Source organism: Cohnella sp. (assembly GCF_041641335.1).
Lineage (GTDB): Bacteria > Bacillota > Bacilli > Paenibacillales > Paenibacillaceae > Cohnella.
This window is the reverse complement of sequence record NZ_JBEPYQ010000135.1, coordinates 1-15,772: the sequence shown is the minus strand read 5'-3', so window position 1 is coordinate 15,772 and position 15,772 is coordinate 1. Positions and strand designations below refer to the sequence as shown.

Annotated in this window: 15 protein-coding genes; 12 read left to right on the top strand and 3 right to left on the bottom strand. The window is 57.2% G+C overall.

The window, feature by feature from the left end; all coding sequences use genetic code 11:
- Positions 1 to 324: 324 nt before the first annotated feature.
- The 3 genes from ACESLM_RS28560 to nagA are packed head-to-tail and all read left to right on the top strand — an operon-like array spanning position 325 to position 3,094.
- Positions 325 to 1,194: a MurR/RpiR family transcriptional regulator gene (locus ACESLM_RS28560; protein ID WP_372637600.1), complete on the top strand. Its 870-nt coding sequence runs from the start codon at positions 325 to 327 to the stop codon at positions 1,192 to 1,194.
- Positions 1,191 to 1,919 carry a glucosamine-6-phosphate deaminase gene (gene nagB, locus ACESLM_RS28555; protein ID WP_094047320.1) on the top strand — a complete coding sequence of 243 codons (729 nt, stop codon included), beginning with the start codon at positions 1,191 to 1,193 and terminating at the stop codon, positions 1,917 to 1,919. The genes ACESLM_RS28560 and nagB overlap by 4 nt, the downstream gene beginning before the upstream one ends.
- Positions 1,916 to 3,094 (top strand): N-acetylglucosamine-6-phosphate deacetylase, encoded by a 1,179-nt coding sequence (nagA, locus tag ACESLM_RS28550; protein WP_372637597.1) that lies wholly within the window; start codon positions 1,916 to 1,918, stop codon positions 3,092 to 3,094. Before nagB ends, nagA begins: the two co-directional genes overlap by 4 nt.
- A 178-nt stretch (positions 3,095 to 3,272) precedes the next feature.
- Here nagA and ACESLM_RS28545 read toward each other — a convergent pair whose 3' ends face one another.
- Entirely contained in the window at positions 3,273 to 3,458 is a 186-nt protein-coding gene (locus tag ACESLM_RS28545; RefSeq protein WP_372637594.1) for a hypothetical protein, read from the bottom strand.
- 537 nt (positions 3,459 to 3,995) lie between these two features.
- On the opposite strand from ACESLM_RS28545, the gene ACESLM_RS28540 reads away from it, so the two are divergent.
- The 3 genes from ACESLM_RS28540 (at position 3,996) to ACESLM_RS28530 (ending at position 7,617) form a co-directional block, all read left to right on the top strand.
- Positions 3,996 to 5,612, top strand: coding sequence for an extracellular solute-binding protein (locus ACESLM_RS28540; protein WP_372637591.1), 1,617 nt, complete (start codon positions 3,996 to 3,998; stop codon positions 5,610 to 5,612).
- A gap of 151 nt (positions 5,613 to 5,763) precedes the next feature.
- On the top strand, positions 5,764 to 6,723 hold the full coding sequence (locus tag ACESLM_RS28535; RefSeq protein WP_094047323.1) for an ABC transporter permease: 960 nt from the start codon (positions 5,764 to 5,766) through the stop codon (positions 6,721 to 6,723).
- Positions 6,724 to 6,744: 21 nt separating this feature from the next.
- Entirely contained in the window at positions 6,745 to 7,617 is an 873-nt protein-coding gene (locus ACESLM_RS28530) for a carbohydrate ABC transporter permease (protein ID WP_094047324.1), read from the top strand.
- A gap of 5 nt (positions 7,618 to 7,622) precedes the next feature.
- Here the strand turns inward: ACESLM_RS28530 and ACESLM_RS28525 are convergent, their stop codons facing one another.
- Positions 7,623 to 8,492 (bottom strand): MurR/RpiR family transcriptional regulator, encoded by an 870-nt coding sequence (locus ACESLM_RS28525; protein WP_094047325.1) that lies wholly within the window; start codon positions 8,490 to 8,492, stop codon positions 7,623 to 7,625.
- Between the two features lie 112 nt (positions 8,493 to 8,604).
- On the opposite strand from ACESLM_RS28525, the gene murQ reads away from it, so the two are divergent.
- From murQ to ACESLM_RS28510, 3 genes are read left to right on the top strand one after another with little or no spacing between them, the layout of a single operon-like run.
- Positions 8,605 to 9,522, top strand: coding sequence for an N-acetylmuramic acid 6-phosphate etherase (murQ, locus tag ACESLM_RS28520; RefSeq protein WP_372637587.1), 918 nt, complete (start codon positions 8,605 to 8,607; stop codon positions 9,520 to 9,522).
- Between the two features lie 15 nt (positions 9,523 to 9,537).
- Positions 9,538 to 11,103, top strand: coding sequence for a beta-N-acetylhexosaminidase (nagZ, locus tag ACESLM_RS28515; RefSeq protein WP_372637586.1), 1,566 nt, complete (start codon positions 9,538 to 9,540; stop codon positions 11,101 to 11,103).
- Positions 11,104 to 11,119: 16 nt separating this feature from the next.
- A complete protein-coding gene (locus tag ACESLM_RS28510) occupies positions 11,120 to 11,605 on the top strand; it encodes a GNAT family N-acetyltransferase (protein WP_094047328.1) in 486 nt (161 codons plus the stop codon).
- 70 nt (positions 11,606 to 11,675) lie between these two features.
- Here the strand turns inward: ACESLM_RS28510 and ACESLM_RS28505 are convergent, their stop codons facing one another.
- Positions 11,676 to 12,770, bottom strand: coding sequence for a ParM/StbA family protein (locus ACESLM_RS28505; protein WP_372637583.1), 1,095 nt, complete (start codon positions 12,768 to 12,770; stop codon positions 11,676 to 11,678).
- A 198-nt stretch (positions 12,771 to 12,968) separates the two neighbouring features.
- Between ACESLM_RS28505 and ACESLM_RS28500 the strand changes: the two genes are divergently transcribed.
- From ACESLM_RS28500 to ACESLM_RS28490, 3 genes are all read left to right on the top strand, one after another.
- Complete coding sequence (locus ACESLM_RS28500; RefSeq protein WP_372637581.1) at positions 12,969 to 13,973, top strand: M23 family metallopeptidase; 1,005 nt, start codon at positions 12,969 to 12,971, stop codon at positions 13,971 to 13,973.
- Positions 13,974 to 13,975: 2 nt separating this feature from the next.
- Positions 13,976 to 14,440, top strand: coding sequence for a bactofilin family protein (locus ACESLM_RS28495; RefSeq protein WP_372637578.1), 465 nt, complete (start codon positions 13,976 to 13,978; stop codon positions 14,438 to 14,440).
- 68 nt (positions 14,441 to 14,508) lie between these two features.
- Positions 14,509 to 15,369, top strand: a complete 861-nt coding sequence (locus tag ACESLM_RS28490) for a hypothetical protein (RefSeq protein WP_372637575.1) — start codon at positions 14,509 to 14,511, stop codon at positions 15,367 to 15,369.
- Positions 15,370 to 15,772 lie beyond the last annotated feature (403 nt).

The following is a 15,772-nucleotide window of genomic DNA, read 5'->3' as shown; positions in this document are numbered from 1 at the left end:
GGGAATGAATGTTCGCATATTTAATTACTAACAACAAATCCTAATGCACCGATTCATCCCCCACCTACACGCTCACTACGTGAGTAAGGTAGTTTAGAGGCCGGGGACTTCTCGGCATTGCGTTAAAAGAATAAGATTACCCACGAAAAAAGTAATTTTAGCCCCTATCCCCGAGTTTCGGCCGAAGGGACCCATAGCCGATTGCGCGAACTCGGGTTATGCAGTAGAATAATCATGAAAATGGTTTTCTTGATATTATCGTATTACAAGAAATTTATTTCTATGTAGTTGAATCTATGCGCTTCGGCAAAGGAAGGAACCGCCATGAGCATACTACATGCGATTCAAGAAAGATGGGACAGCCTGCATCAGAAAGAACGGGCGTTGGCCGACTTCCTGCTTCAGCATCCCCACGAAGCCGTCCAGATGACGATTACGGAGCTGGCGGCGCGTTCGGGAAGCAGTCCTTCGACGATTTCGCGGTTTTGCAAAACGTTCCATTCGCACAATTTTCCCGACTTCAAGCAGCGGCTGGCGACCGAGCTCGTCCAGATGACGTCCACCTCGACCCGATACCAAGATATCGTGGCGGGCAATCCGCTTCCGGAGATCGTATCGGCCATTACGGCGAACCATCTGAGGTCGATTACCGATACGACCCAAGTGCTCGATCTGGGACAGCTGCGGCTGGCGATCGAAGCGCTGCACAACGCGGCGCGCATCGATCTGTACGGCTCGGCGACCTCGGGCATCGTAGCTCAGGATTTCTATCATAAGCTGATCCAGATCGGCAAGGCCGCAGCCGCCTTCTCCGATCCCCATCTCCAGCTCACGTCCGCCTCATCCCTGACGGCTGGCGACGTCGCCATCGGCATCTCGTATTCGGGAGAGACGCCGGAGACGATTCATTCGCTCCGATGCGCCGCCGAGCGGGGGGCCACGACGCTGTCCATTACCCGCTTTGGCGCGAATACGCTAGCGGAGCAAGCCCGCATCAAGCTGTTCACTTCCTCCGCGGAAGTCGGCATGCGCCGCGGGGACATGGCATCGCGCATGGCGACGCTGCACGTCATCGACGTGCTGTTCACGGGGCTGGTCAGCGAGCACTTCGAGCTGTACGTCCCCAGACTGAGACAGTCTTATCTGACGGTAGAACACTACTTAACGGGCAAAGAGGAGAGAAAATCGAAATGAACATCATTACTTTCGACAGCGACGCGAAGCTTAACGAGGCGGCGGCCAACATTATCGTCGGACAAATCCAGACGATTCCGAGAGCGGTGCTCGGTCTGGCGACCGGCGGAACTCCGGTCGGCATTTACAAGGAGATCGTGCGGGATTACGAGAGAGGGATGGTCAGCTTCCGCAACGTGACCACGTTTAATCTGGACGAATACGTCAACCTTCCGATCGATCATCCGGAGAGCTATCATTCGTATATGAACGCGAATCTGTTCTCGCATATCGACCTGCCGGAATCGCAGCGCCACATTCCGGACGGCAACGCCGCCGATCTGGAAGCCGAATGCCGCCGCTATGACGAAGCGATCGAGCTCTCCGGCCAGATCGACCTGCAGCTGCTCGGCCTTGGCCATAACGGCCATATCGGCTTTAACGAGCCTGCTCATGCCTTGATTAAAGGCACGCATATCGTGGAGCTGGCCGAGAAGACGCGCGAAGCGAACGCCCGCTTCTTCGACTCGATCGACGACGTGCCGAAGCAGGCTTTGACGATGGGCGTCGGCACGATTCTGAAGGCGAAGAAAATCTTGCTCGTCGTCAAGGGCGCGGACAAAGCCGATATCATCCGCGAAGCGCTGCAAGGGCCGATCACGACGGACGTTCCGGCCTCCCTGCTGCAAACCCATCCAAATCTCATCGTGCTGCTTGATTCCGCAGCAGCGGGTAAATTGGCATGAGCGGGCCGAGCCGGGAATTCGTCGTCGTCAACGCCCGGGTCGTAGCCCCAGCGGGAACGATCGAGCACGGATACGTTCATATTAAAGAAGACAAGATCGCGGCGATCGGCAGCGTCGCCGACTTGGCCGGACAAGCCGAAGGCGTCGAACGGATCGATGCGGGGGGAGCATGGCTCATTCCCGGCTTCGTCGACGTTCACGTGCACGGAGGAGCGAATCACGACTTCATGGATGCCGACGAAGAAGGCATTCGCGAAATTACGAAGTTCCACGCGTCCAACGGAACGACGAGCATGCTGGCGACGACGCTGACGGCGCCGCGGGAAGAATTGACCGCCGTCATCGCGCTGGCGGCCGATTACATGTCCAAGCCGATGCCGTACGCGAAGCTGGTCGGCGTGCATCTGGAAGGTCCGTTCGTCAACGTCAAATGGAAAGGCGCGCAGAACCCCGCCTACATTCTTCCTCCGCAGCCGGAGTGGCTGGAGGACTGGATCGCCCGCTTCCCCGGCGTCGTTAAACTGCAGACGCTTGCACCGGAGATCGAGGGCTCGCTCGATTATATCGAGAAGCTGGCCGCCAACGGTATTGTCCCCAGCTGCGGCCATACCGATGCGACCTACGACCAGATCATCGCCGCGGCCGACCGCGGCTTGCGCCACGCCGTCCATACGTTTAACGCGATGACGCCGCTGCATCACCGCAATCCGGGCACCGTCGGCGCGGTGCTGACGGACGACCGCATTACCGCCGAAGTCATCGCCGACGGCCATCACGTTCACCCGGCCGGCGTCAAGCTTATTACGCGCGCCAAGGGCGTGCATAACGTCATTCTCGTCACCGACGCGATGGCCGCCGCGGGCATGCCGGACGGCGATTACGATCTCGGCGGGCTTCCCGTCCACATGAAATGCGGCGTCGCCCGGCTGAAGGAGAACGACAGCCTGGCCGGAAGCACGTTGACGATGATCTCCGCCGTGCGCTTCCTCGTTCGGGAAATCGGCGTATCGCTGGAGGAAGCCAGCCTGATGGCCAGCGCCAATCCGGCCCGCCAGCTCGGCCTTGCCGATTCGATCGGCACGCTCGAAGCCGGCAAACAAGCGGACTTCCTGCTGCTGAACGACGATCTGGACATTCAATCGACCTGGATCGATGGCAAGAAGCGGTTTGCCTAAACGTGAAAAAAGGCTCCCCCTGTCCTCTTCGAGGAAGGCGGGAGTCTTTTTTTCTATGGCTGACCAATTTACTTACAAATAGCTTGCTAAGATCTCTCGGAGTAAAGAATGTACGGAATGATCGATTTATCTTTGCCATCTGGCTCGCCCGAGCGTCTATGCGAGCCATTTCCTCCGTTCAGACACCTGATCCGATCGAAGAAACTCTCGCGCATCGGTCTGCCAGACCGCTAAAGGCAGTCGTCCGCTCGAATTCGTACACGTAACGGTCTGCCAGACCGCTAGGGGCGGACGTCCGCTCGAATTCGTACACGTAACGGTCTGTCAGACCGCTAAAGGCAGTCGTCCGCTCGAATTCGTACACGTAACGGTCTGCCTAAGCTGTTGTACGATTTTTTCGAGTAACGCCCCCCCGTTTCGCCCCGCTCGAACACCCGTTGTACGATTCTTTCGAGTAACGTCCTCCGTTTCGCCCCTCTCGAACACCCGTTGTACGATTCTTTCGAGTAATTCCCCACATTTCCCCTCGCTCGAACACTCCTTGTACGATTCTTTCGAGCAACGTCCCCCTTTTCCACTCTCGTATCGCCGCCCCGAAATTTGCACAGAATTAAGCAATAATAAGTTTCAGAATGGGAAAAACTGAAGTTCGCACAAATCCTTTAATTTGCTATAGCGAACGTGACGATCCGGGTATTTCCGACAACGAAAATCGTTCCGGACGCCCCCCGTCGTTATTACAATTCGACAACTTCCGCCCTCATTCGGAAAGCCCTTTCATTTTCTGAAATAAAGTTTCAAAATAAACCGTTGACCATTGAAATAAAAGTATGTTACTATTCGCTCAAGCGCTTCACCATCACTTGTCAGTTCATTCAAAAAACCGGGAGGTCATGCAAGTATGTTCAAGAAAAAAAGCGCTCTCCTCATTCTCGCCTTCAGTCTGGTAGCGTCTTCATTAGCCGCGTGCAGCTCCAAAAAAGAGAACGCGCAGCCTTCGGCTTCGTCTCCGCCAGCCAGCGCGAGCCAAAGCCCGGACGCGTCGACGCCGGCCCAGTCGGAAGATCCGATCAAGTTCTCGGTCTTCTACTCGGACAACGCGACGCTGCCGTTCAAGGAAGACTGGCTGACGGTTCAGGAAGTACAGAAACGCTTCAACGCCAACATCAAATTCGAAGTCATCCCTATCGCGGATTATCAGACGAAAGTATCCCTGGCCCTGAACACCGGCAACAACGCGCCGGACGTTATCCTGTACCAGTCCACGAAGGGCGAGAACGCCTCTCTGGCGCTGAACGGAGCGCTCGTTCCGATCAGCGACTACTCCGACTGGACGCCTAACTTCAACGACCGCGTCAAATCGTTCGGCCTGGAAGATCAAATCGCGAGCCTGAACCTGAAAGACGGCAAACGCTACTATCTGCCTTCGCTGTACGACAAGCCGTTCTACGACGGCGGCCTTATCCTGAGAGAGGACTTGCTGGAGAAATATTCGCTGCAAGCTCCGAAAACGTTCGATGACCTGTACACGGTGCTCAAGAAGTTCAAAGAAGAAAATCCGGATTCCTACCCGCTGACGATTCTCGCCGGCCCTCGCGTTCTGTACCGCATGACGATGCCTTCCTTCGGCGTCAGCGTCGGCAAGAACGGCGCATCCGGCACGAACACGCTGAGCTGGGATTACGCGAATCAGACGTACTTCCCGGGCGCGATCAGCGACCAATACAAAGAGTACATGAAGTTCTTCTCCAAGCTGTACGCGGAAGGCCTGCTCGATCCGGAGATGGCGGAGCCAATCGACGGCGACAAATGGTCGCAGAAGATGGCCACCGGCAAATCGTTCGCAACCTACGCTTATTACGATCAAATCGGCGGCGTCGCGAGCGCGGCTACCGAAGCCGGCTTCAAGCTGCAAATGTTCCCTCCTCTTGCCGGACCGGCAGGAGCGCATCACCAGCCGAAGAGCAGCACGGGCTCGGGTATTCTCTTCCCGAAAAAGACGGCGGACCGTCCGGACTTCGAGCGTCTCGTCAGAACGATCGACGAAATGTTCTTCTCCGAGGAAGGCGCGAAAATCTGGGGTCTCGGCGCGGAAGGCACGACATACACGATGGATGGCGACAAAATCAAATACGCCGACGATATCGTCAACTCGCCTAACGGCATCTACAAAGAAATGCAGCTGAAATACGGCGCGGGCTCCGACGTGACGCAGCTCGTATGGATCAACGCTCAGGAAATGACCAAGTACGACGAGAACTACGGCCAGATCAACGCCGTCGTCGCCGCAATGCCGGACGCGATCCAGGCGATCCCTCCGACGCCGCTGTTCGACGACATGGTGGCCGAAGAAGCCGCATCGCTGCAGACGCCGCTGGCCGACACTTTCGAGATTTGGGCAGACGCGTTCCTGACGGGCAAGAAGAGCTTGGACAAAGACTGGGATCAGTACGTCAAGGAAATGAAAGGACTTCAGATCGAACGCTTCGCCCAGCTGTACAACGACAACTTGAAATAAGGCAAAGATTCCGATATTTCTGAAGCGCCACTTGAATAAAGACCTGCCAGGAAAAAGGGAGTCACGGGTTGACCGACATTTCCGCGGCAGGTCTTTGCTCTTACGAACATACGCCGCTAACGTCCCTCATCCATGCGAAGAAGGTGAAGAAATGACAGATACGACAATTCTCTCGAAAACTCCGAGCGGAACTTACGTCTCCCCTAATCCGAAGTGGCGTCACTTCCGCCGTTACTGGCAGCTCTACGTCATGATGTTGCTGCCCTTATGCCATTTCCTGCTCTTCAAATACGCGCCGCTGATCGGCAACGTGCTCGCTTTCCGGCGCTACCGGCCGGGCATGGGGCCTTACGGCACCGAATGGGTCGGATTCGCCTACTTCGAGCGCTTCCTGCAAGACCCGTCCTTCTGGCGCGCGTTCAACAACACGCTTATTTTGTCGTTCGGGAACATTCTGATCAATTTCCCGATCCCGATCATCTTCGCCTTGCTGCTGTACGAGGTCCGTTCGAAGCGATTCCGCAAATTCGTGCAGACCGTGAGCTACATGCCGAGATTCATCTCCACCGTCGTCGTCATCGCGATTCTGGGAGAGCTGCTGTCCCCGAGCTCCGGTCTGCTTAACCGGGTATTGGGCAGCCTGTTCGGCATGGATCCGATCTATTTCGTCAACGAGCCGCAATTTTTCCGGCCGCTCTATATTTTTACGGAAACGTGGCAATTCACGGGCTGGACCGCCATCATCTACCTGGCCGCCATTACCGGCGTCAACCGGGAGCTGTTCGAGGCGGCGGACATCGACGGGGCGACGCGGTTCCAGAAAGTCATCTACGTGACGATCCCATCCATCATGTCCACGATTATGGTCATGCTCATTCTGAACGTAGGTTCGCTGCTCAGCCTCGGCTTCGAGAAGGTGCTGCTCATGTACACGCCTTCCAACGCCATGGTCAGCGATATTATCGATACGCTTGTCTACCGTACCGGCCTGACCAACCAGAACTATTCGTACGCAACGGCGATCGGGCTGTTCAGCGGAATTATCGGCGTCATTCTCGTGTCGACCACGAACTGGTTCAGTAAAAAAATGTCCGGCGAAAGCATCTACTAATCCGGGAAGGAGCGGCAACTTATGCATACACAACGCAAATTTCGTCCTTTGACTTTCGCCGACGTGCTCATCTACGCGTTCATGATCGTCGTCGTCTTGATCTGCTTCATTCCGTTCGTCTACATGCTGGCCCTGTCCTTGTCCAGCCCGGAAGCGATCATCAACAATAAAGTATCGTTGTTTCCCGTCGGCCTGAATTTCGCGGCTTACGAGCAGATTTTCACGTATCCGAACTTCTTTAAGGCCTACGGCAACACCATTTTCTATACCGCCGCGGGCACGTTGATCTCGCTGTTCATGAGCGCCTTGTTCGCATACGCGATGTCCAAGCGGTTCCTGTTCGGGCACAAGCTTGTCATGATGCTGATCGTGTTCTCGATGTTTTTCTCGGGCGGGCTCATCCCGACTTACCTGCTGATCTCCAATCTTCATCTGACCGGCACGGTATGGGCGATGCTGCTCCCGTTCGCGCTCAACCAGTTCAACTTGATCATCCTGATCAATTTCTTCCGGGCGATCCCTTCGGAAATAGAAGAAGCCGCCATTATCGACGGCTTGAGCTACTTCGGCATTTTGCGGCGGGTCATCCTGCCTCTGTCCACGCCGGCGCTCGCCACGATCGGGCTGTACACCGCCGTCTTCTTCTGGAACGACTGGTTTAACGGCTTGATCTATCTGAATACCGATCAGTACCCGGTCATGCTGTTCCTGCGCAACATCGTCAACGGAACGACGATGGTCGGAGACGGCGCCGGAGCGGCGGACAAGAGCACGATCGCCATGTCGATCAAATCGGCGGTCATCATTACGTCGACGCTGCCGATCATCATTCTCTATCCGATGCTGCAGCGCTTCTTCGTCGCCGGGTTGACGGTCGGATCGGTCAAAGGCTGATAAGATTAGATTTTACGGTACGACCGGCACGATTCGGAGCTTAGGATGAGACTGTGAATGACGTTGTCGTAGTTGCGGTTCGCCAGCGCGGTGAACAGCACGTCGATGACGATGAGCTGGGAGATGCGGCTGCTCATCGCGCCGCTCCGGTGGTTGATCTCCGGAGACGACGTGTAGAGCTCGTAATCGGCGCGGGAAGCCAGCGGATTTTTGCCCAGCTTGGTCAAGGACACCATCGTGGCTCCGGCGGTTTTGGAGGCGATGTCGAACGCTTCGTTCACTTCCTTCGTCATGCCGGAGTGGCTGATGAAGAAGCAGACGTCCCCTTCCCGGGTATTGGCCGCGTAAGTGAGCTGAATGTGCCCGTCATGGCTGAAGCAGACGTTGCTGCCGATGCGCAGCAGCTTGTTGTAGAAATCCTCTGCGACAAGCGCGGAAGCGCCCACGCCGAACAGCTTGACGGAGCGCGCTTCGATCAGCCGCTGCACGACCGCTTCCACCACGTCGGCGTTAAGCAGATTGACGGTGTCCTCGATCGATTGCACGCTGCTGTTCTTGATCGCCATGAACACGTCGGACAGTCCGGAATAGTCTTTAATATCGGTGAAAATGTAGCGGCTCTTCTCTTCATCGTCGCCACCGCCGCTGTTAAGCTCGCTGAACAGGCTTCTCTTCATGCCCTTCAGGCCGTCGAAGCCGAGCGCCTTGGCCAGGCGGACCCAGGCGACCTGGCTGACGCCGGCGCTTTCCGCCAGTTGGGCGATCGGTTGATGAAAAATTCTTTCAACGTCGGCAAGAAAATAATCCGCCGCTTTCTTCTCCGAATTGCTTAAGTCGTTGTAAATGTTGCGCACGCGGATCTCTATATTGGTCACAGCTTGCACCCGCTTCCTAAAATTAAATAAACATGAAAATTATTCTTAAATTATACGCAGAGCGTTCGACAGAATCAAACCTCTATCGCGTCCAGAAAAGGATGGATGACTTATGACTTCATACTTCTCTCAATTGACAACGGAAATGAACAATCCGGCTACCGCTTCGATAGACGAGGCCAGCACCCGCGATATGCTGCTCCTGATGAACGACGAGGACCAGCGCGTCCCCTTGTCGGTGCGTCAGGAAGTCGACACGATCGCCGAAGCGGTGGATATGATCGTTAAATCGTTGAAGAGCGGAGGAAGGATGTTCTACGTCGGAGCCGGCTCCTCCGGAAGGCTCGGCGTGCTGGACGCCAGCGAATGCCCGCCTACGTACGGAACCGATCCCGCCATGGTTCAAGCCTACATCGCCGGCGGCGACATCGCCCTGAGAACGGCCGTGGAAGGCTGCGAGGACGATGCCGAGAGCGGCGCCCAGCTGATCCTGGACAAGGGGATCGGAGCGGGCGACGTCTTGATCGGCATCACCGCCAGCGGCTCCACCCCCTACGTGCTCGGAGCCGTTCGCAAGGCGCGCGAAGCCGGAGCGGCAACGGTCGGCATCGTGACCAACAACAACTCCCGGCTGAGCGAGCTGTGCGACATCTGCATCGCCCCGGTCGTCGGACCGGAGGTCATCTCCGGCTCCACCCGGCTGAAGAGCGGCACCGCGCAGAAGCTGGTGCTGAACATGCTGACGACCGGCACGATGATCAAGCTCGGCAAAGTGTACAACAATCTGATGGTCGATCTGAAAGCCAGCAACAGCAAGCTGTACGACCGTTCCATTCGCATCGTCCGGCAAGTAACCGGCGTCTCCGAAGCGGAAGCCGAAGAGACGTTGAAGAAAGCGGATCTGCACGTCAAGACCGCCATTCTGATGCTTGAAGCCGGCGTCGACGCCGAAGAGGCGACCAGCCTTCTGGAGCGGCACGACGGCAGGCTCAAGGCGGCGATCCGCGGCGGACGAAGCAGAACGACATAACTGGAGGAACTCGACATGGAAGCGAACTCATCTCTCGCCTATCAAGTCGGCCAGCGGATGATGGCCGGATTCGACGGCCCCAAGCTGGACGATAAATTCATAGAGCTCGTGAAGAAGTGGAAAATAGGCAACGTCGTCTTGTTCAAGTGGAATATTACGGATATGGAGCAGCTGCGGGAGCTGTGCGACGATATTCAGCAGCTGGTCTTGCAGGAAACGGGCAAACCCGCATTCATCGCGATAGACCAGGAAGGCGGAGCCGTCTCCCGGCTGTCCGACGACGCCACCCGGGTTCCGGGGGCGATGGCGATCGCCGCCATCGGCGACCCGGAGAGCGCCTACAACGCGGGCAAAATGACCGGACTGGAGCTGAGAGCGCTCGGCGTCAACTTCAACCTCGCTCCGGTGCTGGACGTGAACTCCAACGACGCCAACCCGGTCATCGGCGTGCGCAGCTACGGAGAGAAGCCGGAGACGGTCATCCGCTACGCGCTGCCGATGATGCGCGGGCTGGACGACAGCGGCACGCTCAGCTGCGGCAAACACTTCCCGGGGCACGGAGACACGAGCGTGGACTCCCATCTGGCGCTTCCCGTCGTCGACAAAACGATGGACGAGCTGCGCAGCGTCGAGCTCGCTCCTTTCCAGGCTGCCGTCGAGGCGGGCATTCCCGCGATCATGACCTCCCACATCGTGTTCCCGCAAGTGGACCCCGGCAAGCCGGCGACTCTGTCGCGCAAAATATTGACCGGACTGCTCCGCGAGGAAATGGGTTTCCAGGGCTTGATCATGACCGATTGCCTGGAGATGAAAGCGATCCAGCATACCGTCGGCACGGTTAAAGGAACGGTCGAGGCGATCAAAGCCGGTTCGGACCTCGTGCTCGTCTCCCACACGGCCGATTTGGCTTCGGCCTCCGCCGAAGCGATTGGGCAGGCGCTGGAGGCGGGAGAGATCGACCGCGAGGAATGGGAGCGGTCTCTGCGGCGAATTGCGGCGCTCAAGGACGATTACTTGAACCGTCCTGCTCCGGACATGTCCATCGTCGGCAGCGAAGCCCATCGCCGCGAAAACCTCGATTTGCTGGAGCGCACGCTGACGCCGATCCGGGTTCCCGGAGGCCGCTTCCCCGCTCTCGGCGACCGTCCTTATTTCCTGGGCTGCCCGGTCTTCCGCGCGACGCAAGTGTCCAACCTCGCCGACGATCCGCTGATCTTCCCCCTCTATATGGCGGAGAAGCTCGGAGGCCGGGGCGAGGCAACGCCTTCGAACCCGACGGAGGACGAAATCAAGGCGATCGTAGAGCGTGCCGGAGAAGCAAGCTGCATCGTCGTCGGCACGTACAACGGTCATCTGTACCAGGGTCAACTGGAGCTGGTCAATCGGCTCGCGGCGCTGAATGTGCCCGTCGTCGCAGTGGCTTTGCGCAACCCTTACGATCTGCGGTCGCTCAGCCCGAACGTCTGGTCTCTGGCCGCTTACGAATATACCGATCAAGCGTTCGACGCCGTCGCCGGCGTGCTTCAAGGCAAGACCGAAGCTCTCGGCAAGCCGACCGTAACCGTGCTGACGAATGGATAAGAAGGAGTGATCGACTATGGCAGACATGCTCGTCAACCTGCTGAACCTGCCTCCCCATGAGGAGCTGCTCGCTCGCCTGGAGCAGGAAGAAGGCATTCGCATCCACCGCGCCCTGGCCCCGGACAAGCATCGCGTCGTCGAGTGGATAGCGAAGCATTCCACCGTCAGCGCTTCCGGAGAAGCCGACGTGTGCTTCGCCCGGCTGCCGGTTACTTGTTACCTGGCAACGCGCGGCGCGGACATTCTCGGCTTCGCCTGCTACGAAGCGACGGCGCCGAACTTCTTCGGCCCGACCCGCGTGCTCGACTCGGAGCAAGGCAAGGGCATCGGCAAGGCGCTGCTGCTCAAGAGCCTCCACAGCATGCGGGAGGCCGGCTACGTCTACGCGATCATAGGCGGCGTAGGGCCGGCGGAATTTTACGAGAAGGCGGTCGGCGCGTTCCTGATCCCGGACTCGACTCCGGGCATTTACCGGGATTTCCTCGGCAGAAGAAATAGGTAGGGCAATAAAGGGGCAGTCGCGGCGGTAGATTCGTCTACCCGCGACTGCCCCTTTGCGTTGCGTCGTTGCGTTAGATGGCTTCCTGCTGCGACGTCTTGTTCTTCGCCAGCTTCAGGTAGCCGTATACGTTCTGCAGCTCGCTGTTGTCCACGAAGCGCAGACGCATGTTCTCGGCCGCGTCCAGAATGTACGGACGCAGCGCGGCGGCGCCGCCGCCGAGCACGTAGAAGCATTGAATGTCCGGATACTTCTTCCAGCGCTTGCGGATCAGATCGACGATCTTCTGGGCGGCGCGGCTGAAATAGTTGTCGACGATCGGGCGGATGTCCGCCTGCCCCTCGCCTACCCGCTGAATCAGGAATTCATGCTTGCGAATGCGCTGAATCAGCTTCGTGCGGCTCGGGAACCGGTAGCCGTACTGGTCCTCCACGTCGCGAATGATCGAATCCAAATAGGAAGCAAGCCCTAGCTGCTCGCCGGTGCTGAACTGGTTGTCGATGCTCATCCGCTTGACGACCGGGAAATCCGTCGTCAGCGCGCCCATCTCGCATATGCCGATGCAGCCGTAGTACAGCTCTTCGTCCCTGACCTGCAGGTTCTCGTGCGTCGCCATGTGGAACAGGGCCGCCGCTCCCTCGATCGACACGATGGCTCTGCGGATGTTGACCCTCACCGTGCGGCCTCTCAGCTTAGGCGTGGACAGGAACGTCACTTCGTGCTCGCCTACCAGCCTCTCTTCGAAAGTCTGGTGGAAGCGCGCGTATGTACGCACGGGCAACCCCGTTCCGATGACGTATTCGACCTGGTCGATCGTCTGGCCGGGGATAAGCGAATGCGCCACGTTCATTACGCTGGCGTAGGCAAGCGCGGTCAGCGCGACGATCAGCGACTGATCGCTCGTCGCCTTATTGTCGGTCTCCTCCAGCTCGGCGTTGTCCTGGTCTTCGGAAGCGAGCATGCCGACGAAATAGCGCTGCCCCTTCTTCTTCAGCTTGGGACTGTAGACCATGACGTCGAGCGCCTTGAGCGGAGAATCCTCTTCCTGAAGAATATGTCTCTCATATCCGGGCGATACGATATTCGGTATGACGACAGGATCGTTAGAATCGCTCACAACAAGCTTGACGCTGTCATTGCCTATATCTATTCCGGCTAGCTTAATCATTATAGCCCTCCCAGTCCTGAAACTCGTCGATACGAACTTTTTTAAAGTATAAGATTCGCCTTGTTGCGACAAATTCCTCCTTTTCCACTATTGATTCCGATCATTTTTTTAAGTAAAAAAGGATTATACGACAAATGGGTCGAATTACCTTCAGATAATGGTGGAAAAGCTGACGTTTAAAAAAGCAGGAGGAAAGTCATGAAATGGAGGAATAGGAAATTCACCTTCATGGTGATTCCGGATGCGAACAGCACGGTGAAAAGGTTCCATCTCTCTGCGGCGGCGCTCGCGGCGGCGACGGGGTTCGTCTTGGCCCTTATCGTCATCTGCGTTACCGCGCTTTTGCTTTACCGGAACAACGTCGACCAGATCGGGCAGCTCAAGCAGGAGTTGGCCGTGGCGACGGAAGATTACGAGAAGACGCTGGAAAACAAGAACGTACATATCAGCGAGCTCCAGACCGATCTGGCCGATCTGTCCGAGCAAGCTAAGTCGATGGTCACGCGGATGAAAGACATCGACGATCTGGAGTCCCAATTAAAAGAGATGGTGGGCATCGACGCGGGCCCCTCCTCTCAATCCCGCAAGGCATCCGGCGGCGAAGACGACAGCGAGCAGTTCGCGATGGACGGGGGGACGGGCGGCGAGGAGCTGCCGGTCAGCGAGTCCGAGATGGCGCGGCTCGTCGACCAGACCCGCGAGAACTTCGAATCTCTCGACGAGCAGATCGAGACGATAGTGCCCCAGCTCGAACTGACGAAGGAAGCGGTAGTCAAGCAATTGCAGCTGTTGGCCGTCACGCCTACGATCTGGCCGACCGATTCGCGGCGGGTCACGTCGACTTTCGGCATCCGTAAAGATCCTTTCACGCGCAGGGCGACCTACCATGCGGGCATCGACATCGGAGGCAACACCGGCGACCCGATCTACTCGGCCGCGGACGGCACCGTAGTCGAGGCCGGACGCAGCAGCTCGCACGGCCTCAACGTGCTGATCAACCATTCCAACGGCGTTCAGACGCACTATTCCCATATGAGTAAAATTATCGCGACCGTCGGTTCCAAAGTCCGCAAAGGCGATATTATCGGCGAACTCGGCTCCACGGGACGAAGCACCGGACCGCACCTTCATTACGAGGTAATCGTAAAAGGCGAGCACGTCGATCCCGAGCCTTATCTTAAAGCAACAAGAAGGAGCCAATGACCATGTTCAAAAGCAAAAAATCGAAGATCGATCCGAATATGACCGACACGTTGATCGGAGAAGGCACGTCGTTCGAAGGCAAAATCAAGTCGGAGGCCGGCCTGCGCGTCGAAGGCCGGATGGAAGGGGACATCGAATGCGCCGGCGACGTCACGATCGGCGAGAACGGCGTCTCCATGTCCAATATCAAGGCGCGCAACGTCGTCATCGCCGGCAAAGTCATCGGCAACGTATCCGCAGGCGCCAAGTTGACGATCAAATCTACCGGGCAGCTCCACGGAAATCTGTCCGCTCTGGAGCTCTCCATCGAGTCCGGCGGCATCTTCCACGGCACGAGCAAGATGGACGCCAGCGCCGGAGCCGACGCCGCCGCTCCCGCCGAACACAAAGCCCCCGCCAAGGAGCAGGAAGCGAAGCCCGCATCCGCCCCGGAAGGCGAAGCGGTGGCCGTCTTGAAAACGTGGTAAGTTTGCGCGAGCTTCCGCTCTTCGTGTATCATTCTTAAGTAGGCAGGCAGAACGCAAGGCGGACTGGAGTGACCGAATTGGACGAACAAATGAAGAAGGCTTACGAATTGCTCGGGCTTACGGAAGACGCGACGCGTGAGCAGGTGGAAAATCGCTATTTTATTTTGTTGAAACGCGCGCGGGCCGAAAAAACCCGTTCGGAAGCCGGGGAAGAAGACGGAGAGACGCTGAAGCTGGCCGAGATCAACCAAGCGTACAATCTCATCATCGGCATCGAGTCCGAGAAATCCGTCACCGTAGAGAAACAAACCAAAGTCGGCCATTTTTTCTACTATTACAAAGTTCATGTCATCATCGGCCTTCTTATCGTGCTGGTCGGGGGTTATATGATCAAGGAAGGCATCGACAAGAGAAGGGAAGCCGCCAACACGCCTCCCGCCAACTTATCGGTAAGCGTATTCGGCAATTTCTATTTCGCGGACGCCGAGCTGCTGGAGCAGAACATGCTGAAGCTCGTCCCAGAATGGCAGCGGATCAAGACTTCTCTCGTGTACAATCCTCCTGAAATCCAGAGCCAGCAGGACATGGCGCTGCAGCAGAAAAGCGTGCTCATGCTCATTACCGAGAAAGACGAAGTGTACGTGACCGACGAGAAAAACTTCGAAAGTCTGGCCATGCAAGGCCTATTCGTCAAGCTCGACGAGTTCGCCGCCAAGACCGGCCTGAAGATTCCGGATCATCTTATTCGCCAATCCAGAACCGAAGACGATACGTCGGACTACGCCTATGGCATCGATATAACCGGACATCCCGTGTTCAACGGCATCGAGATGACGCAGGAACGTCAAATTATCGGCATACGGGCTCCGGAAGAAAGATGGGACGACGTCGCCACGCTGCTCGGGAAACTTCTCCAGACGCTGCGTTAATGCACGAAGGGGATGTCCAGGGGCGATAGAGATGATCGATTTTTGAAAGTGGGGGAGGTATCTCCTTATGCTGCAGCAATGCACCCCGTAAAAAGGAGATACATCCCCACGCCCCCGTCCGTGCACCGCTAAGGCACTTTTTTGGCCTCCACGCTCACGAGCCCCGACCGCTAAGGCACTTTTTTGGCCCTCACGCTCACGAGTCCCGATCACCAAGGCACTTTTTTGGCCCCCACGCTCACGAGCCCCGACCGCTAAGGCACTTTTTTGACCTCCACGCTCATAAGTCCCGACCGCTAAGGCACTTTTTTGACCTCCACGCTCACGAGTCCCGATCACCAAGGCACTTTTTTGACCTCCACGCTCACGAGTCCCGATCACCAAGGCACTTTTTTTGACACCA

Coding starts and splice junctions, on each gene's coding strand:
- ACESLM_RS28560 (WP_372637600.1), top strand. CDS start 325: ATGAGCATACTACATGCGATTCAAGAAAGATGGGACAGCCTGCATCAG.
- nagB (WP_094047320.1), top strand. CDS start 1,191: ATGAACATCATTACTTTCGACAGCGACGCGAAGCTTAACGAGGCGGCG.
- nagA (WP_372637597.1), top strand. CDS start 1,916: ATGAGCGGGCCGAGCCGGGAATTCGTCGTCGTCAACGCCCGGGTCGTA.
- ACESLM_RS28540 (WP_372637591.1), top strand. CDS start 3,996: ATGTTCAAGAAAAAAAGCGCTCTCCTCATTCTCGCCTTCAGTCTGGTA.
- ACESLM_RS28535 (WP_094047323.1), top strand. CDS start 5,764: ATGACAGATACGACAATTCTCTCGAAAACTCCGAGCGGAACTTACGTC.
- ACESLM_RS28530 (WP_094047324.1), top strand. CDS start 6,745: ATGCATACACAACGCAAATTTCGTCCTTTGACTTTCGCCGACGTGCTC.
- murQ (WP_372637587.1), top strand. CDS start 8,605: ATGACTTCATACTTCTCTCAATTGACAACGGAAATGAACAATCCGGCT.
- nagZ (WP_372637586.1), top strand. CDS start 9,538: ATGGAAGCGAACTCATCTCTCGCCTATCAAGTCGGCCAGCGGATGATG.
- ACESLM_RS28510 (WP_094047328.1), top strand. CDS start 11,120: ATGGCAGACATGCTCGTCAACCTGCTGAACCTGCCTCCCCATGAGGAG.
- ACESLM_RS28505 (WP_372637583.1), bottom strand. CDS start 12,770: ATGATTAAGCTAGCCGGAATAGATATAGGCAATGACAGCGTCAAGCTT.
- ACESLM_RS28500 (WP_372637581.1), top strand. CDS start 12,969: ATGAAATGGAGGAATAGGAAATTCACCTTCATGGTGATTCCGGATGCG.
- ACESLM_RS28495 (WP_372637578.1), top strand. CDS start 13,976: ATGTTCAAAAGCAAAAAATCGAAGATCGATCCGAATATGACCGACACG.